Annotated in this window: 14 protein-coding genes and 2 pseudogenes; 9 read left to right on the top strand and 7 right to left on the bottom strand. The window is 59.4% G+C overall.

The features are described from left to right. Nucleotides 1-229: 229 nt before the first annotated feature. Genes CKW15_RS26490 through CKW15_RS26480 form a run of 3 tightly spaced genes read left to right on the top strand, consistent with a single transcriptional unit; the run spans nucleotide 230 to nucleotide 3792 of the window. Nucleotides 230-889, top strand: coding sequence for a paraquat-inducible protein A (locus CKW15_RS26490; RefSeq protein WP_095060055.1), 660 nt, complete (start codon nucleotides 230-232; stop codon nucleotides 887-889). Then, on the top strand, nucleotides 876-1499 hold the full coding sequence (locus CKW15_RS26485) for a paraquat-inducible protein A (RefSeq protein WP_095060053.1): 624 nt from the start codon (nucleotides 876-878) through the stop codon (nucleotides 1497-1499). The genes CKW15_RS26490 and CKW15_RS26485 overlap by 14 nt, the downstream gene beginning before the upstream one ends. Beyond that, a complete protein-coding gene (locus CKW15_RS26480) occupies nucleotides 1492-3792 on the top strand; it encodes an intermembrane transport protein PqiB (protein WP_095152963.1) in 2301 nt (766 codons plus the stop codon). Before CKW15_RS26485 ends, CKW15_RS26480 begins: the two co-directional genes overlap by 8 nt. A gap of 209 nt (nucleotides 3793-4001) precedes the next feature. Here CKW15_RS26480 and mksF read toward each other — a convergent pair whose 3' ends face one another. From mksF to mksB, 3 genes are read right to left on the bottom strand one after another with little or no spacing between them, the layout of a single operon-like run. Then, entirely contained in the window at nucleotides 4002-6842 is a 2841-nt protein-coding gene (gene mksF, locus CKW15_RS26475) for an Mks condensin complex protein MksF (protein WP_095060049.1), read from the bottom strand. Beyond that, on the bottom strand, nucleotides 6839-7540 hold the full coding sequence (mksE, locus tag CKW15_RS26470) for an Mks condensin complex protein MksE (protein ID WP_095060047.1): 702 nt from the start codon (nucleotides 7538-7540) through the stop codon (nucleotides 6839-6841). Before mksE ends, mksF begins: the two co-directional genes overlap by 4 nt. Then, nucleotides 7530-8807, bottom strand: a complete 1278-nt coding sequence (mksB, locus tag CKW15_RS26465) for an Mks condensin complex protein MksB (RefSeq protein WP_177408844.1) — start codon at nucleotides 8805-8807, stop codon at nucleotides 7530-7532. The genes mksE and mksB overlap by 11 nt, the downstream gene beginning before the upstream one ends. A gap of 221 nt (nucleotides 8808-9028) precedes the next feature. On the opposite strand from mksB, the gene CKW15_RS26460 reads away from it, so the two are divergent. Then, nucleotides 9029-9775 carry an energy transducer TonB gene (locus CKW15_RS26460; protein WP_095152962.1) on the top strand — a complete coding sequence of 249 codons (747 nt, stop codon included), beginning with the start codon at nucleotides 9029-9031 and terminating at the stop codon, nucleotides 9773-9775. After that, entirely contained in the window at nucleotides 9768-10220 is a 453-nt protein-coding gene (gene rimI, locus CKW15_RS26455) for a ribosomal protein S18-alanine N-acetyltransferase (RefSeq protein ID WP_095060041.1), read from the top strand. The genes CKW15_RS26460 and rimI overlap by 8 nt, the downstream gene beginning before the upstream one ends. A gap of 124 nt (nucleotides 10221-10344) precedes the next feature. On the opposite strand, the gene CKW15_RS26450 is transcribed toward rimI, so the two are convergent. Continuing rightward, the gene (locus CKW15_RS26450; RefSeq protein WP_095060039.1) at nucleotides 10345-10749 is read right to left on the bottom strand and encodes a serine kinase/phosphatase; all 405 of its coding nucleotides are present in this window, start codon (nucleotides 10747-10749) and stop codon (nucleotides 10345-10347) included. A 163-nt stretch (nucleotides 10750-10912) separates the two neighbouring features. Between CKW15_RS26450 and can the strand changes: the two genes are divergently transcribed. Next, complete coding sequence (can, locus tag CKW15_RS26445) at nucleotides 10913-11557, top strand: carbonate dehydratase (protein ID WP_095060037.1); 645 nt, start codon at nucleotides 10913-10915, stop codon at nucleotides 11555-11557. An 80-nt stretch (nucleotides 11558-11637) separates the two neighbouring features. On the opposite strand, the gene CKW15_RS26440 is transcribed toward can, so the two are convergent. Continuing rightward, on the bottom strand, nucleotides 11638-13056 hold the full coding sequence (locus tag CKW15_RS26440; RefSeq protein WP_095152961.1) for a short-chain fatty acid transporter: 1419 nt from the start codon (nucleotides 13054-13056) through the stop codon (nucleotides 11638-11640). A gap of 200 nt (nucleotides 13057-13256) precedes the next feature. On the opposite strand from CKW15_RS26440, the gene CKW15_RS26435 reads away from it, so the two are divergent. The 3 genes and pseudogenes from CKW15_RS26435 to CKW15_RS29210 all read left to right on the top strand — a co-directional run bounded on the left by CKW15_RS26435 (nucleotide 13257) and on the right by CKW15_RS29210 (nucleotide 16019). Further along, a complete protein-coding gene (locus tag CKW15_RS26435) occupies nucleotides 13257-14570 on the top strand; it encodes an MFS transporter (RefSeq protein WP_095152960.1) in 1314 nt (437 codons plus the stop codon). Nucleotides 14571-14651: 81 nt separating this feature from the next. Continuing rightward, nucleotides 14652-15476 (top strand): annotated as a pseudogene (locus CKW15_RS29215) (PAS domain-containing protein); the annotation flags it as partial. Between the two features lie 84 nt (nucleotides 15477-15560). After that, nucleotides 15561-16019: a methyl-accepting chemotaxis protein gene (locus CKW15_RS29210; RefSeq protein ID WP_256583278.1), complete on the top strand. Its 459-nt coding sequence runs from the start codon at nucleotides 15561-15563 to the stop codon at nucleotides 16017-16019. Here CKW15_RS29210 and CKW15_RS26425 read toward each other — a convergent pair. Both CKW15_RS26425 and ggt read right to left on the bottom strand, forming a co-directional pair. Beyond that, nucleotides 15976-16260 (bottom strand): annotated as a pseudogene (locus tag CKW15_RS26425) (type II toxin-antitoxin system HigA family antitoxin); the annotation flags it as partial. The gene CKW15_RS29210 and the pseudogene CKW15_RS26425 overlap by 44 nt on opposite strands. A gap of 81 nt (nucleotides 16261-16341) precedes the next feature. Next, nucleotides 16342-18174, bottom strand: a complete 1833-nt coding sequence (gene ggt / locus CKW15_RS26420) for a gamma-glutamyltransferase (protein ID WP_095152958.1) — start codon at nucleotides 18172-18174, stop codon at nucleotides 16342-16344. Between the last annotated feature and the right edge of the window lie 25 nt (nucleotides 18175-18199).

Here is an 18199-nt window from a genome sequence, read left to right as displayed (position 1 = left end):
TCCCATCCCGAACTCAGCAGTGAAACGATGCATCGCCGATGGTAGTGTGGGGTTTCCCCATGTGAGAGTAGGTCATCGTCAAGATTAAATTCCGAAACCCCAATTGCGAAAGCAGTTGGGGTTTTGTTTTGGGCGTAGAAAAAGACGAGATCAATCAAGCACAAATTGCTCAGTTATTTTCGCCCCAGAACACTAGAATAGGTCCAACTTTTTCAGAGTCAGAGCACTTATGCCGGATTCGGTTGACGCCAAAGGGCTGTCAGAATTACCACTGGAAAATCTGGTCGCCTGTCATGAGTGCGACCTGCTAATGCGTAAGCCCGATCTTGCCCATGGCGAAAAAGCCCTGTGCCCGCGCTGTGGCTACGAGCTTTACGCCCATCGGCACAACGTCGTGCAGCGTAGTCTCGCGTTGGTATTTACCGCTCTGCTGTTGTACATCCCGGCGAACTTTTTACCCATCATGCAGCTCAATCTCCTCGGGCAATCGTCGAATGACACCGTCTGGAGTGGGGTTGTTGCGCTTTTTGATACGGGGATGCAAAGCGTTTCAGTGATTGTGTTCCTGTGCAGCATGGGCATCCCGCTGCTCAAGCTGCTGTGCCAATTGGTCGTATTGTTGAGTATCCGTTTCGATATCGGACGTAGCTACGGCTTGTTGCTCTATCGCATTTATCACCACATACGCGAATGGGGGATGCTTGAGGTTTACCTCATGGGCGTATTGGTTGCGATCGTAAAACTGGCAGATATGGCAGCAATCACCATAGGCCTGGGGTTGGCGTGCTTCATAGGTTTGTTGCTGGTTCAGGTCTGGCTGGAGGTCGTCATGTCGCCTCACCAGATCTGGCAAGCGTTATCAGGAGAGGATGCCCATGCGGGCGATTGATGCAGGCATTCTGATTTGCAAAGAATGTCATGAATTGAACAGGCAGGAAGCTGATACCGATGAGCAGGTCTGTACGCGCTGCGGAGCGTTGGTGCATGCCCGCACCCCCAACAGTCTGGTGCGGACCTGGGCTTTGCTGATCACCGCCGCCATTCTTTACATACCGGCCAATCTGTTGCCGATCATGACCATCAACTCTTTGGGCAAAGGTGCTCCCAGTACGATCATGGCGGGGGTAATCGATTTGGTGCACTACGGCATGGTCCCTATTGCCGCCGTGGTGTTTATCGCCAGTATTGTGGTGCCCACGTTCAAGCTGGTGGGGATCGCGTTGCTGCTGTTTTCCGTGCAGCGCCGCCAACCACTTTCAGCGCGTCAGCGCATCTGGATGTACCGCTTTATTGAATTCATCGGCCGCTGGTCGATGCTTGATATCTTTGTGATCGCCATCCTGGTGGCGGTCGTGAACTTCGGACGGCTTGCCAGTATCGAAGCCAATCTTGGCGCAGTCGCTTTCGCCAGTGTGGTGATTTTGACGATGCTTGCCGCGGTAACTTTTGATCCCCGACTGATTTGGGATAACACGGAGTCGGACGACGACCATGAGTGATTTGCCTGTAGCGAAAACCCGACCGGCCTCGAACTGGTCTGCCATCTGGGTATTGCCTTTGATTGCCTTGATCATTGGCGGCTGGCTCGGTTGGCGTGCCTATAACGAAACCGGCATCATGATTCAGGTGCGCTTTGAAAGTGGAGAGGGCATTCAGGCCAACAAGACTGAGGTTGTCTATAAAGGCATGTCGGTCGGTAAGGTCAAAAGTCTCAAGCTCGATGACGAGGGCAACTCGAAGGGTGTGATCGCCAGCGTCGAAATGAACAAGGATGTGGAACAGTATCTGCGTACTGGCACCCGTTTCTGGCTGATCAAACCGAGTGTGACCCTGGCCGGTATCACGGGTCTGGAAACGCTGGTTTCGGGTAACTATGTTGCGGTCAGTCCGGGAGAGGGCGAGTCGATCCGCAAGTTCAAGGCTCTGGCAGAGGAACCGCCGCTCTCTGATGCGCAGCCCGGCCTGCATCTGACCATCAAGGCTGATCGCCTGGGTTCGTTGAACCGTGGCAGCCCGGTGTTCTACAAGCAGATCAAGGTTGGGGAGATCAAGAGCTATATCCTTTCTGAAGACCAGAGCACCGTTGAGCTCAAGGTATTCATTGAGCCGACCTACGCCAAACTGGTGCGCAAACACACCCGTTTCTGGAACGCCAGTGGCGTCAGCATCGACGCCAGCCTGTCGGGCGTGAAGATACGCAGTGAATCCTTGGCCAGTATCGTCGCCGGTGGTATTGCGTTCGCAACGCCGGAGAACCGCAAGGACAGCCCGCCCACCGATCCGAGTCTGCCATTCAGACTCTTTGAAGACTTCGATGCGGCAGCGGCTGGTATTCGAATCAAGGTCAAGCTCACCGATTTCGACGGCCTGCAGGCCGGTCGTACGCCGGTGATGTACAAAGGCATCCAGGTTGGCAATCTCAAGGCGCTGAAGGTTGATCCTGATCTGTCCGGAGCTACCGCCGAATTGACGATGGATCCGTTGGCCGAAGATTACCTGGTGGACGGCACGCAATTCTGGGTGGTCAAACCGTCGATTTCCCTGGCGGGGATTACCGGCCTGGAAGCGCTGGTCAAAGGTAACTACATCGCTGTGCGTCCTGGTGACAAGGGCGCAGCTCCGCAACGTGAATTCGTCGCGCGGCCCAAGGCGCCGCCACTGGATCTGCGCGCACCTGGCTTGCACCTCGTGTTGTTCACCGAAAACCTCGGCTCGCTGGAAGTCGGTAGCCCGGTTCTCTACAAGCAGGTCAAGGTCGGTTCGGTCCAGAGCTACCAGTTCTCGAGAACCAAAAAGCAGCTGATTATTGGTGTGCACATCGAGAAGGAATACGAGGAACTGGTCAACGGCTCGACACGCTTCTGGAATGCCAGCGGTATTACGCTCAAGGGCGGGCTGAATGGGGTTGAGGTTAAAAGTGAGTCGCTACAGAGTCTGATGGCTGGCGGTATCGCTTTCGAGACGCCGGAAGCCAAGGCGCCATTGCAGAAACGTATTCCTCGTTTCCGTCTATTCCCCAATCATGAAGACGCCACACAGAAGGGGGAGGTCGTCACGATCAAAGTGGAACGCGCTGATGGTTTGCGTACCGGCACGCCGATTCGCTTCAAAGGCCTGGATGTCGGCAAGATTGAAGATGTCGACCTGAGTGATGATTTGCAGTCAGTGCTGCTGACCGCTCGTATCACTGAAGTGCCGGAGCGCATCGCTCGGGTTGGTAGTCAGTTCTGGGTGGTCAAGCCTGAACTGGGACTGATCAAGACGTCCAACCTAGAAACACTGGTGACCGGGCAATACATTGAAGTACAGCCTGCTGCCAAGAATTTTGGACCGCAGAAGACCTTCGTGGCACTGCCCACTCCACCTGAAACTGCCAAACAGGAAGCCGGTTTGAGCCTGGTGTTGAGCGCCCCGCGCCGTGGATCCCTCAAGGCCGGTGTGCCGGTCACCTACCGTGAAATCACTGTAGGCAAAGTGGTCGGATATGAGTTGGGCCAAACCGCTGATCGTGTGTTGATCCGTATCCTGATCGAACCGAAGTACGCGCCGTTGGTACGCACGGGTACGCGCTTCTGGAACACCAGTGGCTTTGACTTCGATGTCGGCCTGTTCAGAGGCGCTACGGTGCGCACTGAATCCCTGGAAACGATCATTCAGGGCGGTGTTGCCTTTGCCACGCCAGACGGCGAGAACATGGGCAATCAGGCACTGCCCGAGCAAACGTTCGCGCTGTTTGACAAGTTCGAAGACGAATGGCTGACCTGGGCGCCGAAGATCAGCCTGGGTAAATGACAGGAAATGGATAGGGCGTCTGTAATGACGCCATCTCGAGCAAGCTCGCTCCCACAAGATCCAGTGGTGTTTGTTTCACCGCAAATCCTGTAGGAGCGAGCTTGCTCGCGATAGGGCCTTAAAGGTCACCGATACCGTTAAAAGATACCCATGAAAAAGGCCGCGATCCAAAATGGATCGCGGCCTTTTTACTGCCTTCGATTCAAGCCTCAGACTGCATCCAGCTCCGGTTCATTCGCTTGCTCATTGACCGTTGCCTTCACTTGATCGTGACGACGAATGTACTTCCAGTCTGCCTCATCGATGTAGATGCCGGCCGGGCCGCTACCGCCTTCCAGGTCGATGGCGACACTGGCACAGACTTGCGGCTTCACGCTCGCCAGGATCGGCACGAAGCCCAGTTGCAGGCTGGTTTCCAGCAGGGCGGCCTGGTTCTTCTCGTCGATGTCTGCCGCCTCATCGAGGTAGTACGGCAGACGCACGCGGCCGGCGAGGTCACGGTCCATCAAGTGCAGCAACAAGTACATGTTGGTCAGCGCCTTGATGGTCATCGTGGTGCCGTTGGACGCGGCGCCGTCGATGTCGGTGTGGATCACCGGCTGACCGTTGACCTTGGTGATTTCGAACGCCAGTTCAAACAGATCCTTGAGACCGAGCTGGTTGTGATTCGCCGCCACCAGGCGCGCCAGGTATTCCTTGGCCTCTTCGTTCTTGTTGTCCTGCTCGGCGCTTTGGCTGAGGTCGAAGACGGACAGGGTTTCACCTTCTTCGTACTGACCGGCACTGTGGATGATCTGGTCGATGTGCTTGAGCGCTTCCTTGTTCGGCGCGAGGACGATGCGGAAGCTTTGCAGGTTGGACACCTGACGCTTGTTGATCTCGCGGTTGAACAGCGCCAGTTGGTGCTCAAGGCTGTCGTAGTCGCTGCGGATGTTGCGCAGGGTCCGGGCGATGTCCGTCACGGCGGCACGGCGTGCCTTGCCGAGGGTCAGGGCTTCGTCGGTGCGGTGCGCGTAAGCGTTGATCAACAGAGACAGACGGCGCTCCATGTCGTCTTCGCTGTCGAACTTGGCCACGCCCTTGAGGCGCACCTGAGCGTACAGCGCTTCGATCTGGCCGTCGGCGCGCAGCAGGCCTTGCCAGCTGTCCTGATAGTCGTTGAGCAACGGCAGCAGGTTGTCCATCGAATCGTCGATCGGGTCCATGAACGGCGTGCCGAACGGCAGGTCCGCCGGCAACAGCTGACGGCGACGCAGGGCGTCGTCGAGGGTGCGTTGCTTGGCTTCCATGTCGCCGATCTGCCGGCCGACCAATTGCAGCTTGGCCGACAGTTGCTGGACGCGTTCGGTGAAGGCGTCACTGGAACGCTTCAGTTCGTCCTGCGCGGCTTCCATTTGCGCCAGTTGTTCGAGCTTGTCACCTTCCTCGGCGCTCAGTGTTTGCGCGCGACGGAAGTCTTCCAACGCCTTCTGCGCATCCAGCACTTGCTGGTACAGCGCTTCGGTCTGGGTCTTGCTCGCAGCGCGGTCGGCGGCGACGGCTTGCTGGGTCTTGAGTTGCTTGAGTTCTTTGTCCAGACGCTCTTTCTGATCGCGCAGTGCGGCACGGTCCGCCAGGGCTTGCAAGGCTGGCGGTTCGATGTTCGAGATGTCGATGGACAGCCCCGGTACTTCGAAACGCTCACCTTTGAAGCCGTCGAGGATCAGTTCGACGGACTTCACCCAGTCGCCGTTCTCGTCGAGGGTGATGCCGTGTTCGCCCAATGGCAGGCTGAACAGCGCGCTGTTGAACAGGCGCATCAGGCGCTCGACGTCTTGCTGCGAGAACTCTTCACGCAGACGGGCGTAGCTGTTGTTGTCGGCGTGATCGAGTTGCTGTTTGACCGACTTCAAGCGCTTTTCCAGGTCGCGCAGACGCTCTTCGAGGTCTTCGGCGCTGAACTGACGGGACTGCGCCAATGCACCGGCCAGTTCGTCGTGAGCGTCCTTGGCGGCCAGCAGTTGCTGTTCCAGCACCTTGACGTCATCGACCAGGGCAAAGCGATGCTTGAGCACCGACAGTTCGCCGAGCCAGCGCTGGATGCCGGTGATTTCCCGTTCCAGGCGCATCAGCTCCTGAGTGCCGCCGCGCTGATCGTTTTGCAGGGCGTCCTGCTCGTTGCGGTAGTGTTCGGACTGAATGGTCAGTTCTTCCTTGCGCGCACTGGCGTAGTCCGACCAGGTGCCGAGCAAGGAGTCGAGCAGGGGAGAGATCCGGTGCAATTTGCCGCGCAGAATGTCGCGTTGCTTGACGCCGTTGGCCAGTGCTTCGACCAATGGGCCGGCAGCAACCAGCGAGTTGTAGTCCTGCTCCATGCGTCGTACATCGCGGAAGGCTTCTTCGCACGCGGCAATGTAATCGACGCTACCGGAGCGCAGGCTGTGCTCGAAGGCATCGAGGAACAATTGCTTAAGCTTGGCCGCAGTGATTTCGCGCATGTGCAGCAGGTTGATGAACAGCGCGCGGAAAGTCTTCAGGCTTTGCTCGCTGGTGGAGCGCAGCGGAATCAGCGTCAGGTCCAGCGGGATCGACGTGTGTCCGCCGACCAGCAAACGGCGCAGTTCGTCCGGCTTGAGTTCGTAGGCTTTCAGGCCTTCGCGCTCAAGGTTGGTGAACAGTTCTTTCTGACGCAGGCAGGTATCGTTCTTTTGGTAGTGAGCCAAATCGAGTTTGCCGGCGTAAGCGAAGAACTGGTGACCGAAACCACCACCCGGGCCGCGCCCGACCACGCCGATCACGTGCGGGCCGTGGGGCAGGTTCACTTCAACGAGGATGTAGCTGGTGTCCGAGGCGAAGTAGAAGCGCCGGGACTGTTCCAGGCTGTACTTGCCGAAACTCATGTCCGACATGCGCGCCAGGATCGGGAACTGCAAGGCGTTGATCGAGGCGGATTTGCCGAGGTTGTTCGCACCGTATACCGACAGCGGTTCTTCCAGCGGGAACAGACCAAGGCTGTAACCGGCGGTGTTCAGAAGGGCAAAGCGGCGGATGCCGTAACGTTCCTTGCTCATGCGTCGAGCTCCTGTTCTTCGGCGATGGCCCGGGCCAGCGCGTCTTCTTCGCTTTCACCTTCGAATTCACTGAGGTCGAGCGGATCGTCGGTCTGCAGCAGTTTTTCGTCGCTGTCTTCATCGATCAGCACCGGCACCGGCAGCGGCAATACGCTGTGCAGGCTGGCCGCCAGATCTCGGTCCTGTTGAACCGACAGGCACACATCGAGGAAACGGTGCATGGGCGGCAGGAAACGGTAGATGCCGTTTTCTTCGCCCGCGAAGCCGAGTTGGGTCATGCGGCGCATGATTTTTTCTTCGAGTTCTTCGACGGTCTGCACTTCAGCCTGGATGAACAGGTCGCGATACTTATCCAGCAACGACGGCAATTCATCGCGGCCGAGGCTGCCACCGTCGAGCACTGTGATCGGGTCACGGCCCTGGTCGGCCAGGTGTTCGACGAGGATGAATGTGAACAGGGCCAGACGCTGGGCGGTCTTGTTCACCGCAGCGGCGGCGAGGTCCGGCACGAAGTAGTAGAAACCGCGGGTATCGCAGACCAGTTCAAAGCCCAGGGCCTTGAACAGCGTGCGGTATTGGTCCTGAAAGTTCGACAACTGTGCGTACAGCTCCGGATCGCGGCGGCTGACGTGATAACCCTTGAACAGCTCGCGAAAAATCGGTGCCAGATGGGACAGTTCGGATAGATCAAGATGCATAGGGAGTGCTCGCAGAATCCTCGACGGCGGTGTCGCCAGCCGAGAGCAGGGCGAAGGAGCGCAGGCTGACCTGGTGCTCGTGTGTGAAGTAGTCGCGACGTTCCAGGCGCTCGCGCTTGAAGCGTTTTTCCCGGGACAGGCGAGAGAACCAGTACAGCAATTCGTCGGTGGCGCCGTCCGGTTCCTGCTCCAGCAGCCAGGTCATCAGGTCCGGCATCGGCAGGGCATCTTCGCAGCGTTCGAGCATTTCCCGAACCGTGCGCGGTGCGCGGGGCGCTTCGCCTTTCTGGGTCTTGTGGGCCTTTGGGAAACGCGCCGGTTTCGGTTCGAAACGGGCCAGGGCGTAAACGTAGGCTTCGACCTGACTGGCGCTGCCGAGGAAAGTGCTCTGCGGGCGCGTGAACATCGGCATGGCCGCATGCGGTACGGCGTCGATACCTTTGCGCCGGATCATCGACAGGGCCAGTGCGGCGCCACGGGTCACGGCGTTGTGGCGACGCGCTTCTTCACGCAGCGGCAGCAGCAATTCGCGGGCATGACGCAGGGTCAACTGGGCGCTGGTCTGCATTTCGAGGATGCGCGCGTGGGTGCGCAGCAGCATGTCATCGTCGACCAGGTGGCCCAGACGTTGCTGCTCGCTGAGCATCTTCAGCAGCACGGTTTCGACCTTGCGCACGCCTTGTTCGAAGGCGCCGTCGGCGTTCACCAGATCAATCATCGGCTCGACGTATTCGTCCCAGGTCGCCAGGACTTCAGCGTAACGCTGGCGCAAGGGAATCTGCCGGTCGCTGGTTTTCGCCCTTTCGGCCACGGCCACCAGCGCCTGTTCGTCGTTATCGAGTTTTTTCAGTACATCGCGCACCCGCATGTCGAGCAGGCGCAACTGGCGCGCCAGGTCGTTGCCATCGCGGATATCGAAGGCGTCCTGGATGTAACCGGCCAGACGCTCGAGGTGGCGCAAATAGGCCTCGATCTCCAGGCACAGGCCCAAACGGTGTTCACGGCGCAGGTAGGCGAGGAAATCGTGAATCTGCGCATTGAGCTCGAACCGGTTCGGGCTTTTCGCCACGGGAACCAGGATATCGAGGCGAATCCACACGTCCAGCAGGCTGGTGATGTCCTGCGGCGTACTGTCGAGTTGCTGGGCGGCCAACTGTGAACGCAATTCGTTGAGGCTCAGTGTGCCTTGGTCGAAGTGCTCGCACAGTGGCTCCAGAAGTGCCCAGTGTTCAGCGAGGGCGCGCAAGACGCGCTTGGGTTCGATCATCGGAATGGCCGGCTGGTTGGCGATTAAAAGCCGCGATTGTACTGCATTGGGCGCGATGCGATTCACTCTCGGGACAAGCTGTCGCTTTTTGTATCGGTAAAGTCTATCGATCAACAGCGGGCGATCTTGTGCGAACGGCGGTAGAATCAGCGCACTATTAGTTATCCACAAGTGGCCGACCTTTGCTTATCGAGTCCCGCCGTCGCGCTTATTTGAACGCCATGCAGGTGGTCAACTGGCTGCCGCGCACCGAATTGCCCTTTGCCGCGCCGTCGCGGCCCGAGCTGCTGGAGATCGCCGAGCCGCTTGTCGTCGCGTCTGTTGCGCCGGCTCCGGTGGCTGAAACGCCCGTGGCGCCTGCGGTCAAGCCGACCGAGCGGGTGAAGATCGAGGTGCCGCGGCCATCGGCGGCGAGCACGCGCATCGGGGCCAAACCGGTGGAAGAGGCTGAAGCGGCGCCGGTCGTGGCCAAGACGCCGGTCGTGCCGCCACCGCGCTTCGCGCTGCAATTGCTGCGGGCCGGGCGTTGCCTGCTGCTGGTCGAGTTACCCACAGGCGAAACGTTCCAGACCCGTGATCCCGCGTATTTGCTGCTCAAAGACATGCTGCGCGCCGCCGGTCTGCCGGACAGCCCGCAGATCGTCGGCGAGCCGATACGCTGGCCATTGCTGGTGCGCGGAACGATGGATCAGGGACCGGAAGCGGCCCGTGACTTTGTGCAGGGTTTTCTCTCGGTGCGGATGGAAGAGGCGCCGTGCGTCTGTTTATGGCTGATCGGCCTGCCCGCTGTACGTTTTGCCGGCGAAACCAATGCCGAGTCGTTCAACCGCGAACTCCAGGTCGAAGGCCTGGGGTCGGTCTGGGCCCTGCCGGGCCTGGAGTTATTAATGGAAGAGCCACAGCGTAAAGCTGATGTCTGGCAAGCCATGCGTCGGCTGATGGCGCGCTGGAAAGAATCGAATGAGTGACGCTGTATCGTTCCGCCCGATGACCGAGGCGGACATGGAAACCGTACTGAAGATCGAATACGCGGCTTACAGCCATCCCTGGACCCGCGGGATTTTTCTCGATGGCCTGGGCAAATATCAGATCTGGTTGATGTATGAGGGCCAGCAGCAGGTGGGCCACGGTGTGGTGCAGATCATCCTTGATGAGGCGCATCTGCTGAACATCACCGTCAAACCGGAAAACCAGGGCCGTGGCCTGGGCCTGACGTTGCTGGAACATCTGATGTCGATTGCCTACAAGGCCGACGCCCGAGAGTGCTTTCTGGAAGTGCGCGACAGCAATACCGCGGCGTTCAGGCTTTATGAACGGTATGGCTTCAACGAAATCGGCCGTCGCCGGGATTACTACCCGGCGGTGGGCGGGCGCGAAGATGCGGTGGTCATGGCCTGTACTTTGGTGGATTGAATCACCATTGTGGCGAGGGAGCTTGCTCCCGCTGGGCCGCGAAGCGGTCCCCTGTGAGGTTTAGGCAATATTTCTCGCGACTGCTTCGCAGCCGAACGGGAGCAAGCTCCCTCGCCACAAAAAATCAGCGCTTGCCATCCATCGGATCGCGCCGCGCCAGCTCCGCTTCATCCAGGCCATTGCCGCCGCCGATGTCGTCTTCATCGACAATGCTCAGGTCCCAATCCGCGCGATTGTCCTCGCCAGCCTCATGGCCATCTCGCGCACCGTCTTCACGGATCAGCGTTTCCGGGCTCATGTCATCGTCAGTAGGCTCATGATCATCGGTCGAGGCGCCGGTCATGCCCGCTTCACGCAAGCGCTGGCGCGGCATCAGCTGCTCGCGCTCTTTTTCGGGCAGTTCGTCACCGATTTTTGCACTGGGTTCTTCCTCATCGAAATCCAGTTCATGCACCGAGCCCATGCGGTCTTCGTTATCATCAATGGGTTGCGGTTGCGCCGCATCGTATGGACGTCGTGAATCAGTCATGGCAATTCCTCATACTGTGGGCCTTACTAGGGTGGACCTGTCGGGCTCATGAGAATTCCACCGGCATGGAGCGCCACCTCGCATCAGGGTTTCTGCAATACGCGCGTGACCTCGACGGGCGGTCGACTGTCAAAGCAGCGCATCATTCACGAGGCTTCATTGCATGAACGAATTACAAGATCTGATTGATAACAACGAGCGTTGGGCCGCTGCGATCAAGGAGGAAGATCCTGACTTCTTCGCCAAACTGGCTCGTCAGCAGACCCCGGAATTCCTGTGGATCGGTTGTTCCGATGCCCGCGTGCCGGCGAACGAAATTGTGGGCATGCTGCCCGGTGACCTGTTCGTGCACCGCAACGTGGCGAACGTGGTGTTGCACACCGACCTGAACTGCCTGTCGGTGATCCAGTACGCAGTCGACGTGCTCAAGGTCAAACACATCCTCGTCACCGGCCACTATGGCTGCGGCGGCGTGCGTGCCTCGATGCAGGATCGTCAGTTGGGCCTGATCGACGGCTGGCTGCGCTCGATCCGCGATCTGTATTACGAAAAACGCGAAGAACTGGCCAAGTACGCGACCGAAGAGGAACGTGTCGACCGCCTCTGCGAGCTCAACGTGATCCAGCAAGTGGCCAACGTCGGCCACACCAGCATCGTGCAGAACGCCTGGCACCGTGGGCAGAGCCTGTCGATCCACGGTTGCATCTACGGCATCAAGGACGGTCGCTGGAAAAGCCTGAACGCCACCATCAGCGGCTTCGAGCAACTGCCGCCGCAGTACCGCCTGCGTCCGGTTGATGCGCAGTAAAGCCTTTCTGTGGGCGTTAGCTGAGTCAAAACTGGTGTGAAAAAAAGGGGCCGATAGCGATATCGGCCCCTTTTTTGATGTTAAGGCATCACCGGCGGTGTGTACGCCAGCGTTGTTCCCAGTGCCCACAACAGAAACAGCACCAGCGGCGTGTGCACCAGCAGTTGCACGAACGAGAAACCGATCAGGTCCCGCGCCTTCAACCCCAGCACACCCAGCAGCGGCAGCATGTAGAACGGGTTGATCAGGTTCGGCAGGGCTTCGGCAGCGTTATAGATCTGCACGGCCCAGCCCAGGTGATAGTTCAGGTCGTTGGCGACTTGCATCACGTAGGGGGCTTCGATGATCCACTTGCCGCCGCCGGACGGGATGAAGAAACCGAGGATCGCCGAATACACGCCCATCAGCAGCGCATAAGTGTCGTGGGACGCGATGCTGACGAAAAAGGTTGAGATGTGATGGGCCAGGGTCTGGGCATCGACGCCTTTGACCGTGGTCATCAACGCGGCAATCGAGCCATACAGCGGGAACTGGATCAGCACGCCGGTGGTGGTCGGCACCGCACGGGACACCGCGTCGAGGAAGCTGCGCGGGCGCCAGTGCAGCAAGGCACCGAGCATGATGAACAGGAAGTTATAGGTGTTCAGCCCGGAAATCGCAGTGATCGTCGGTTTGGTCGAAAATTCGTGGAACAGCCAACCGCCCGCCAGCAGCACCAGCACAATGGTCAACAACGGACTGTATTCCAGCCATTCGCCGGGACGGGTGCGTGGTTGCAGGGGCGGCAGGTTGAAGCTCGGGTCGACGCCGCAGGCCTTGGCGTCCCGGGCCGTGTTCGGACCCGGTGCGGTGGCGTAGGCGATGATCAGCGAGATGACGATCAGCGCCAGCAGCATCACGCCCGATTGCCACAGGAAGATTGTTTGCGTGAAAGGAATCACCCCGGTGATCGACAGGATCGAGGGCGGCAGGCTGGCCGGGTTGGCCTGCAATTGCGCAGCGGACGACGACAGGCCCAATGCCCATACCGCGCCAAGGCCCAGATAGGCCGCGGCACCTGCGGCACGATAGTCCATTTTCAGGTCGGTACGGCGGGCGAGGGCGCGTACCAGCAAGCCGCCGAACACCAGCGACAAGCCCCAGTTCAGCAGCGATGCGACCATGGAAATCAGCGCGACCCAAGCCACGGCGGAACGGCCGTTTTTCGGGATCTTCGCCAGGCGGTCGATCAACTTCACCGCCGGTGGTGAACTGGCGACGACGTAGCCGCCAATCACCACGAAGGCCATTTGCATGGTGAACGGGATCAGGCTCCAGAAACCATCGCCGAACGCCATCGCGGCATCGGTGGGTTTGGCGCCCATGGCCAAGGTGGCGAGGGCGACAATAATCACTGCCAGCGCCGCAAACACCCAGGAATCAGGGAACCAGCGTTCGGCGAAACTTGAACAGCGCAGGGCAAAACGGGCAGAGCGGGTATCTTCGATATCAGCGGCCACGGGGGTACCTCGGATTTTTTATGTTTGTTGTGGTCATGCGGGCCGCACCGGCCCGTCCCGACAGACGGCAACATTAATTCACACCGACAATTTTTGCGGGGCTGATTTGCGGCTATGCGACTTTGGTCTAACGGGTTGTCCGTCGGCGCGTTTGCGTAGACCATGAGCGCCTTGGTTTTTGCCTGCCAGAGTTCTTTTTCATGACTGCCAACACCGATTCGCGCCCGGCGCCGTTCAGCCGCTCGGACTACAAGACCCTGGGGCTTGCGGCCCTTGGCGGGGCGCTGGAAATCTACGACTTCATCATTTTCGTGTTTTTCGCGCTGACATTGAGCCAGCTGTTCTTCCCACCGGAAATGCCCGAATGGCTGCGGTTGCTGCAGAGTTTCGGGATCTTCGTCACCGGTTACCTGGCGCGGCCGCTGGGCGGAATCCTGATGGCGCATTTCGCCGATCGACTGGGACGCAAGAAGGTCTTCAGCCTGAGCATCCTGATGATGGCGCTGCCGTGTCTGCTGATCGGGATCATGCCGACCTACGCCCAGATCGGCTATTTCGCACCGTTGCTGCTGTTGGTGCTGCGCGTGCTTCAGGGGGCGGCGGTGGGCGGCGAAGTGCCGAGTGCCTGGGTGTTTGTCGCCGAGCATGCGCCGGTGGGTCATCGCGGTTATGCCCTGGGCTTTTTGCAGGCGGGGCTGACGTTTGGTTACTTGATCGGTGCGTTGACCGCGACTTTTCTGGCGCAGGCGTTCACACCGGCGGAAATTCTCGATTACGCCTGGCGCTACCCGTTCCTGTTGGGTGGTGTGTTCGGCGTGATTGGCGTCTGGTTGCGCCGCTGGCTCAACGAAACGCCAGTGTTCATGGCCATGCAGGCGCAGCGCGAAACCGCGGCCGAGCTGCCGTTGCGCACAGTTCTGCGTGAGCATCGCCTGGCCATGCTGCCGGCCATGATCCTCACCTGTGTGCTGACTTCGGCGGTGGTGGTGTTTGTGGTCATCACCCCGACCATGATGCAGAAAGCCTTTGGCATGACGGCCAGTCTTACCTTCGGCCTGAGTGCGTTGGGCATCGTTTTTCTGAACATTGGCTGCGTATTCGCCGGGTTGCTGGTCGACCGAATCGGCGCCTGGCGCACGGTGATGCTCTATAGCCTGTTGCTGCCGCTGGGGATTGGCGTGCTTTACGGTTGTCTGATCACGGGCGGTGACTGGATCGGTCTCGCCTACGTGATTGCGGGTCTTTGCTGTGGCGTGGTGGGCGCGGTGCCGTCGGTAATGGTCAACCTGTTTCCGGCGCGAGTTCGTGTGTCAGGCATTTCCTTCACCTACAACATTGCCTACGCCGCCTGGGCGAGTGTCACACCGTTGCTGCTGATCGGTCTGATGCCGTGGAGCCCATGGGTCTGTGTGATGTTCAGTGCGGTGATGGGGGCGGTGGGCGTGAGTAGCGCAGCGTATTTCGGTGCGCGCATGCCCAGCCTCGGGCGTTGCGCGGCGACCGAGGTTGCCTGAGTGGCGGGATTGCAGAAGGTGATGGATTTTATTTTTGTAGGACAAAGCTGACGCGCTCTTCAGAAAAGATCTACAAGGCCGATGGCTAGGTTGCATGTCGCTTTCTACCCTGTCCATCGGTGCTTTCCCATGTTCAATAAACGCTTGAAGCAGGAGCTGTCGGCTCTTCGTGAAGAACTCTCCAGCCTTCAGCAAGTGAAGGAAAGTCTGGAAAGCGAAATGCTGGTGCTGACCCTCGACAGTGAGGGGCGGGTCAAGTCGGTCAATCAGAACTTCCTCGATGAGATGCATTACAAGAGCAACGACTTGATCGGCCGGCACATTGACGACCTGGTTCCCGATCATTTGAAACACGACGAATTCCAGCTGCGCTTCAAGAATGCATTGATCCGTGGCGAGCACTTTGCCGGCACCGTGCGCCTGTTGCGCGGCACTGGGAAGGAAGCCTGGCTGCGTTCGATCTTCCAGCCGGTGCGCTGCGCGAGCGGGCGGATCAAACACTTCTCGATTTATTCCAGCGACCTGACGCGCACCATCGAATCCTCCCGCGAACACGAGAACCTGATCGGTGCATTGGTCCGGTCCACCGCGGTGATCGAGTTCGACCTCAATGGCAACGTGCTGACGGCCAATGACCGTTTTCTGTCGGGTATGGGTTACAGCCTGGCGCAGATCAAAGGCAAACATCACCGCACCTTTTGCTTGCCAGAAGAGTACAACAGCCCCAATTACCAGAATTTCTGGCGTCGCCTGAACGCGGGCGAATTCGTGGCGGATCGTTTCAAACGGATCGACAGTCATGGTCGTATGGTCTGGCTGGAGGCTTCCTACAACCCGGTGGTTGATGCCAACAACAAACTGTACAAAGTAGTGAAGTTCGCCACGGTCATCACCGATCAGGTCAATCAGGAACACGCCATCGCCGAAGCCGCCAACATTGCCTACAGCACGTCCCAGCAAACCGACCAGAGTGCCCAGCGCGGCAATGCCGTGGTCACCCAGGCAGTCGATGTGATGCGTGACCTGGCCAGGCACATGCAAACCGCTGGCGATGGTATCGAGGCGTTGAACGAGCAATCGCTGGTGATCGGCACCATCGTCAAGACCATCAGCGGCATCGCTGAACAGACCAACTTGCTGGCGCTCAATGCGGCCATCGAAGCGGCCCGCGCGGGTGAACAAGGTCGGGGTTTTGCCGTGGTGGCAGATGAGGTCCGGCAATTGGCGTCACGCACCAGCCAGGCCACCGACGAAATCGTCCTCGTGGTGCGTCAGAACCAGGACATGGCGCGCAATGCCGTGGCCCTGATGACTGACGGCAAGCTTCAGGCCGAGCAGGGGCTGGCGCTGGCGGCGGAAGCGGGGACGGTGATTGTCGAGATCCAGGACGGCGCACAGAAAGTGGTCAACGCGGTGGGACAGTTTGCCAATCAGTTGGCGACCATTTGACGGGTTTGATCAGGCTTTGAGCTGGTATTCCGAACAGTTCGTGAAGCTTCCAGATCATCGGCAACGTTAATGCGCGTTTGCCATTCAGTACTTTGTAGACACGGTTTGTACGGCCGATAGCTGGCGCAAGGTCAGCAGCAGACAGGCCGGATTGCTCCATGCGGAATTTGATTGCATCAATTGGATTCGGCAAGTCGACTGGAAACTGTTTTACCTCGTAGGTCTCGATAAGCGTGATCATGCGCGAGAGTGCTCAAGTGGATCTGCTCTCCAAAAAAAGGGCCTACCAACCGGTAAGCCCTTTCTCATCCCTGCGTACGGTTCAATCCCCCAGCGCCTGCCCTTCACGCCGTGGATCCGCGCCACCTTCCAGTGATGCCTTCCCTTGCGCATCCTTCACGCGAACAATCGCCTGGGTGCCGCTGGTCATGTCGATTTCATTCACCGTGTGCCCTTTGTCCTTCAACGCTTGAATCAGCGCCGGGCTGAATTGGCCGCGTTCGAGTTCGGTGGGGCCGTTGCGGCTGCCGAAGTTGGGCAGGTTGATGGCGGCTTGTGCATCGAGGTTCCAGTCGAGCAGGCCGATGGTGGATTTGGCGACGTATTCGATGATTTGCGAACCACCGGGAGAACCGACGGTGGCAAGGAATTCGCCGCTCTGGCGGTCGAAGATCAGGGTCGGAGCCATGGAGGAGCGTGGGCGTTTGCCGGGTTCGACGCGATTGGCGACTTTCTGCCCGTTCTCTTCAGGGATGAACGAGAAGTCGGTCATTTCGTTGTTGAGCAGAAAACCCTGAACCATCACGTGTGAGCCGAACGCGGACTCGATGGTGGTGGTCATGGACACAGCGCCGCCGGCGTCATCGACCGCCACCACTTGCGAGGTGGAGATGCGCAACGGCGAACGGTCTGGCGCGTAGGCAACCTGAATGCCCGGTGGCGTGCCGGGTTTGGCGGTGCCCATGCTGCGATCGCCGATCAGGGCGGCGCGGCTGGCAAGGTAAGCCGGATCGACCAGGCCTTTGACCGGGACGGGCACGAAGTCGCTATCGGCCAGGTATTGTGCGCGGTCGGCGTAGGCCAGACGCTCGGCTTCGGCGATCAGGTGCACGGCTTGCGGGGTTGGCTCGATACCGGCCGGGAAATCGGTTTTAACCGGTTTCATCGGCGCCAGGGCCAAACGTTGATCGCGAGTTTCCAGGGCTTGCAGCGTGCCTAAAATTTGCGCCACGGCAATGCCGCCCGACGACGGCGGCGGCATGCCGCAAACCTGCCAGCGTTTGTAGTCGGTACACAGCGGCGCGCGTTCCTTGGCCTGATAGCCACTGAGATCGCTCAGGGTCAGACTTCCCGGGTTGCTGTGGCCTTGAACCTTGGCCACGATCTCTTGGGCGACAGGGCCTTTGTACAGGGCATCGGGACCTTCATGGGCAATGCGTTTGAACACCGCGGCCAGGGCCGGATTCTTCAGCAGGGTGCCAGCGGCTTTCGGGCTGCCATCGGCGTTGAGAAAGTAGGCCATCATCTCCGGTGAGCGCTGCATGGACGAGTCCGCAGCAATCAACTGATGCAGGCGTGGCGAAATGGCGAAGCCGTGTTCGGCGAGTTTTATCGCCGATTCAAACAACTGAGTCCAAGGCAGGCGACCGTGTTTTTGATGGGCCAGCTCCAGGGCTCGCAAGACACCCGGCGTCCCCACGGAACGACCGCCAATCTGCGCTTGGGTAAATCCCATCGGTTTCCCGTCCGCTTGCAGGAACAGCTTCTCGGTGGCACCGGCCGGCGCGGTTTCGCGGCCGTCGTAGGTGCGCACGGATTTGCCATCCCAGAGCACGATCAATGCGCCACCACCAATGCCCGACGATTGCGGTTCGACCAGCGTCAACACGGCTTGCATCGCAATCGCCGCGTCGATGGCCGAGCCGCCCCGACGCAACATCTCGCGCCCGGCTTCAGCGGCCAGCGGGTTGGCGGCGGCCGCCATGTATTTTTCGGCATGCCGGGTGCGCAGGTCGGTGCGATAGCCCGAGGCGCTTTCGGGGGCGACGGGCAGCGTCGGTGCCGAAGCGTTGTGACACGCAGCCAGGGTTAAAGCACTGGCGACCAGCGCGAGGGCTGACAGGTGAAAGCGGTTCAAATGAAAGGCTGAGAACACGCGAAAATACTCCGTCCGTTGGATA

The sequence above is a fragment of the Pseudomonas sp. Irchel s3b5 genome, assembly GCF_900187435.1.
Lineage (GTDB): Bacteria > Pseudomonadota > Gammaproteobacteria > Pseudomonadales > Pseudomonadaceae > Aquipseudomonas.
The sequence above is the reverse complement of the archived record's forward strand: the minus strand, read 5'-3'. Positions and strand labels throughout refer to the sequence as shown.

Coding starts and splice junctions, on each gene's coding strand:
- mksF (WP_095060049.1), bottom strand. CDS start 6,842: ATGAGCAAGGAACGTTACGGCATCCGCCGCTTTGCCCTTCTGAACACC.
- CKW15_RS26435 (WP_095152960.1), top strand. CDS start 13,257: ATGACTGCCAACACCGATTCGCGCCCGGCGCCGTTCAGCCGCTCGGAC.
- CKW15_RS26485 (WP_095060053.1), top strand. CDS start 876: ATGCGGGCGATTGATGCAGGCATTCTGATTTGCAAAGAATGTCATGAA.
- CKW15_RS26480 (WP_095152963.1), top strand. CDS start 1,492: ATGAGTGATTTGCCTGTAGCGAAAACCCGACCGGCCTCGAACTGGTCT.
- mksB (WP_177408844.1), bottom strand. CDS start 8,807: ATGATCGAACCCAAGCGCGTCTTGCGCGCCCTCGCTGAACACTGGGCA.
- CKW15_RS26450 (WP_095060039.1), bottom strand. CDS start 10,749: ATGACTGATTCACGACGTCCATACGATGCGGCGCAACCGCAACCCATT.
- CKW15_RS26490 (WP_095060055.1), top strand. CDS start 230: ATGCCGGATTCGGTTGACGCCAAAGGGCTGTCAGAATTACCACTGGAA.
- mksE (WP_095060047.1), bottom strand. CDS start 7,540: ATGCATCTTGATCTATCCGAACTGTCCCATCTGGCACCGATTTTTCGC.
- can (WP_095060037.1), top strand. CDS start 10,913: ATGAACGAATTACAAGATCTGATTGATAACAACGAGCGTTGGGCCGCT.
- CKW15_RS26460 (WP_095152962.1), top strand. CDS start 9,029: ATGCAGGTGGTCAACTGGCTGCCGCGCACCGAATTGCCCTTTGCCGCG.
- rimI (WP_095060041.1), top strand. CDS start 9,768: ATGAGTGACGCTGTATCGTTCCGCCCGATGACCGAGGCGGACATGGAA.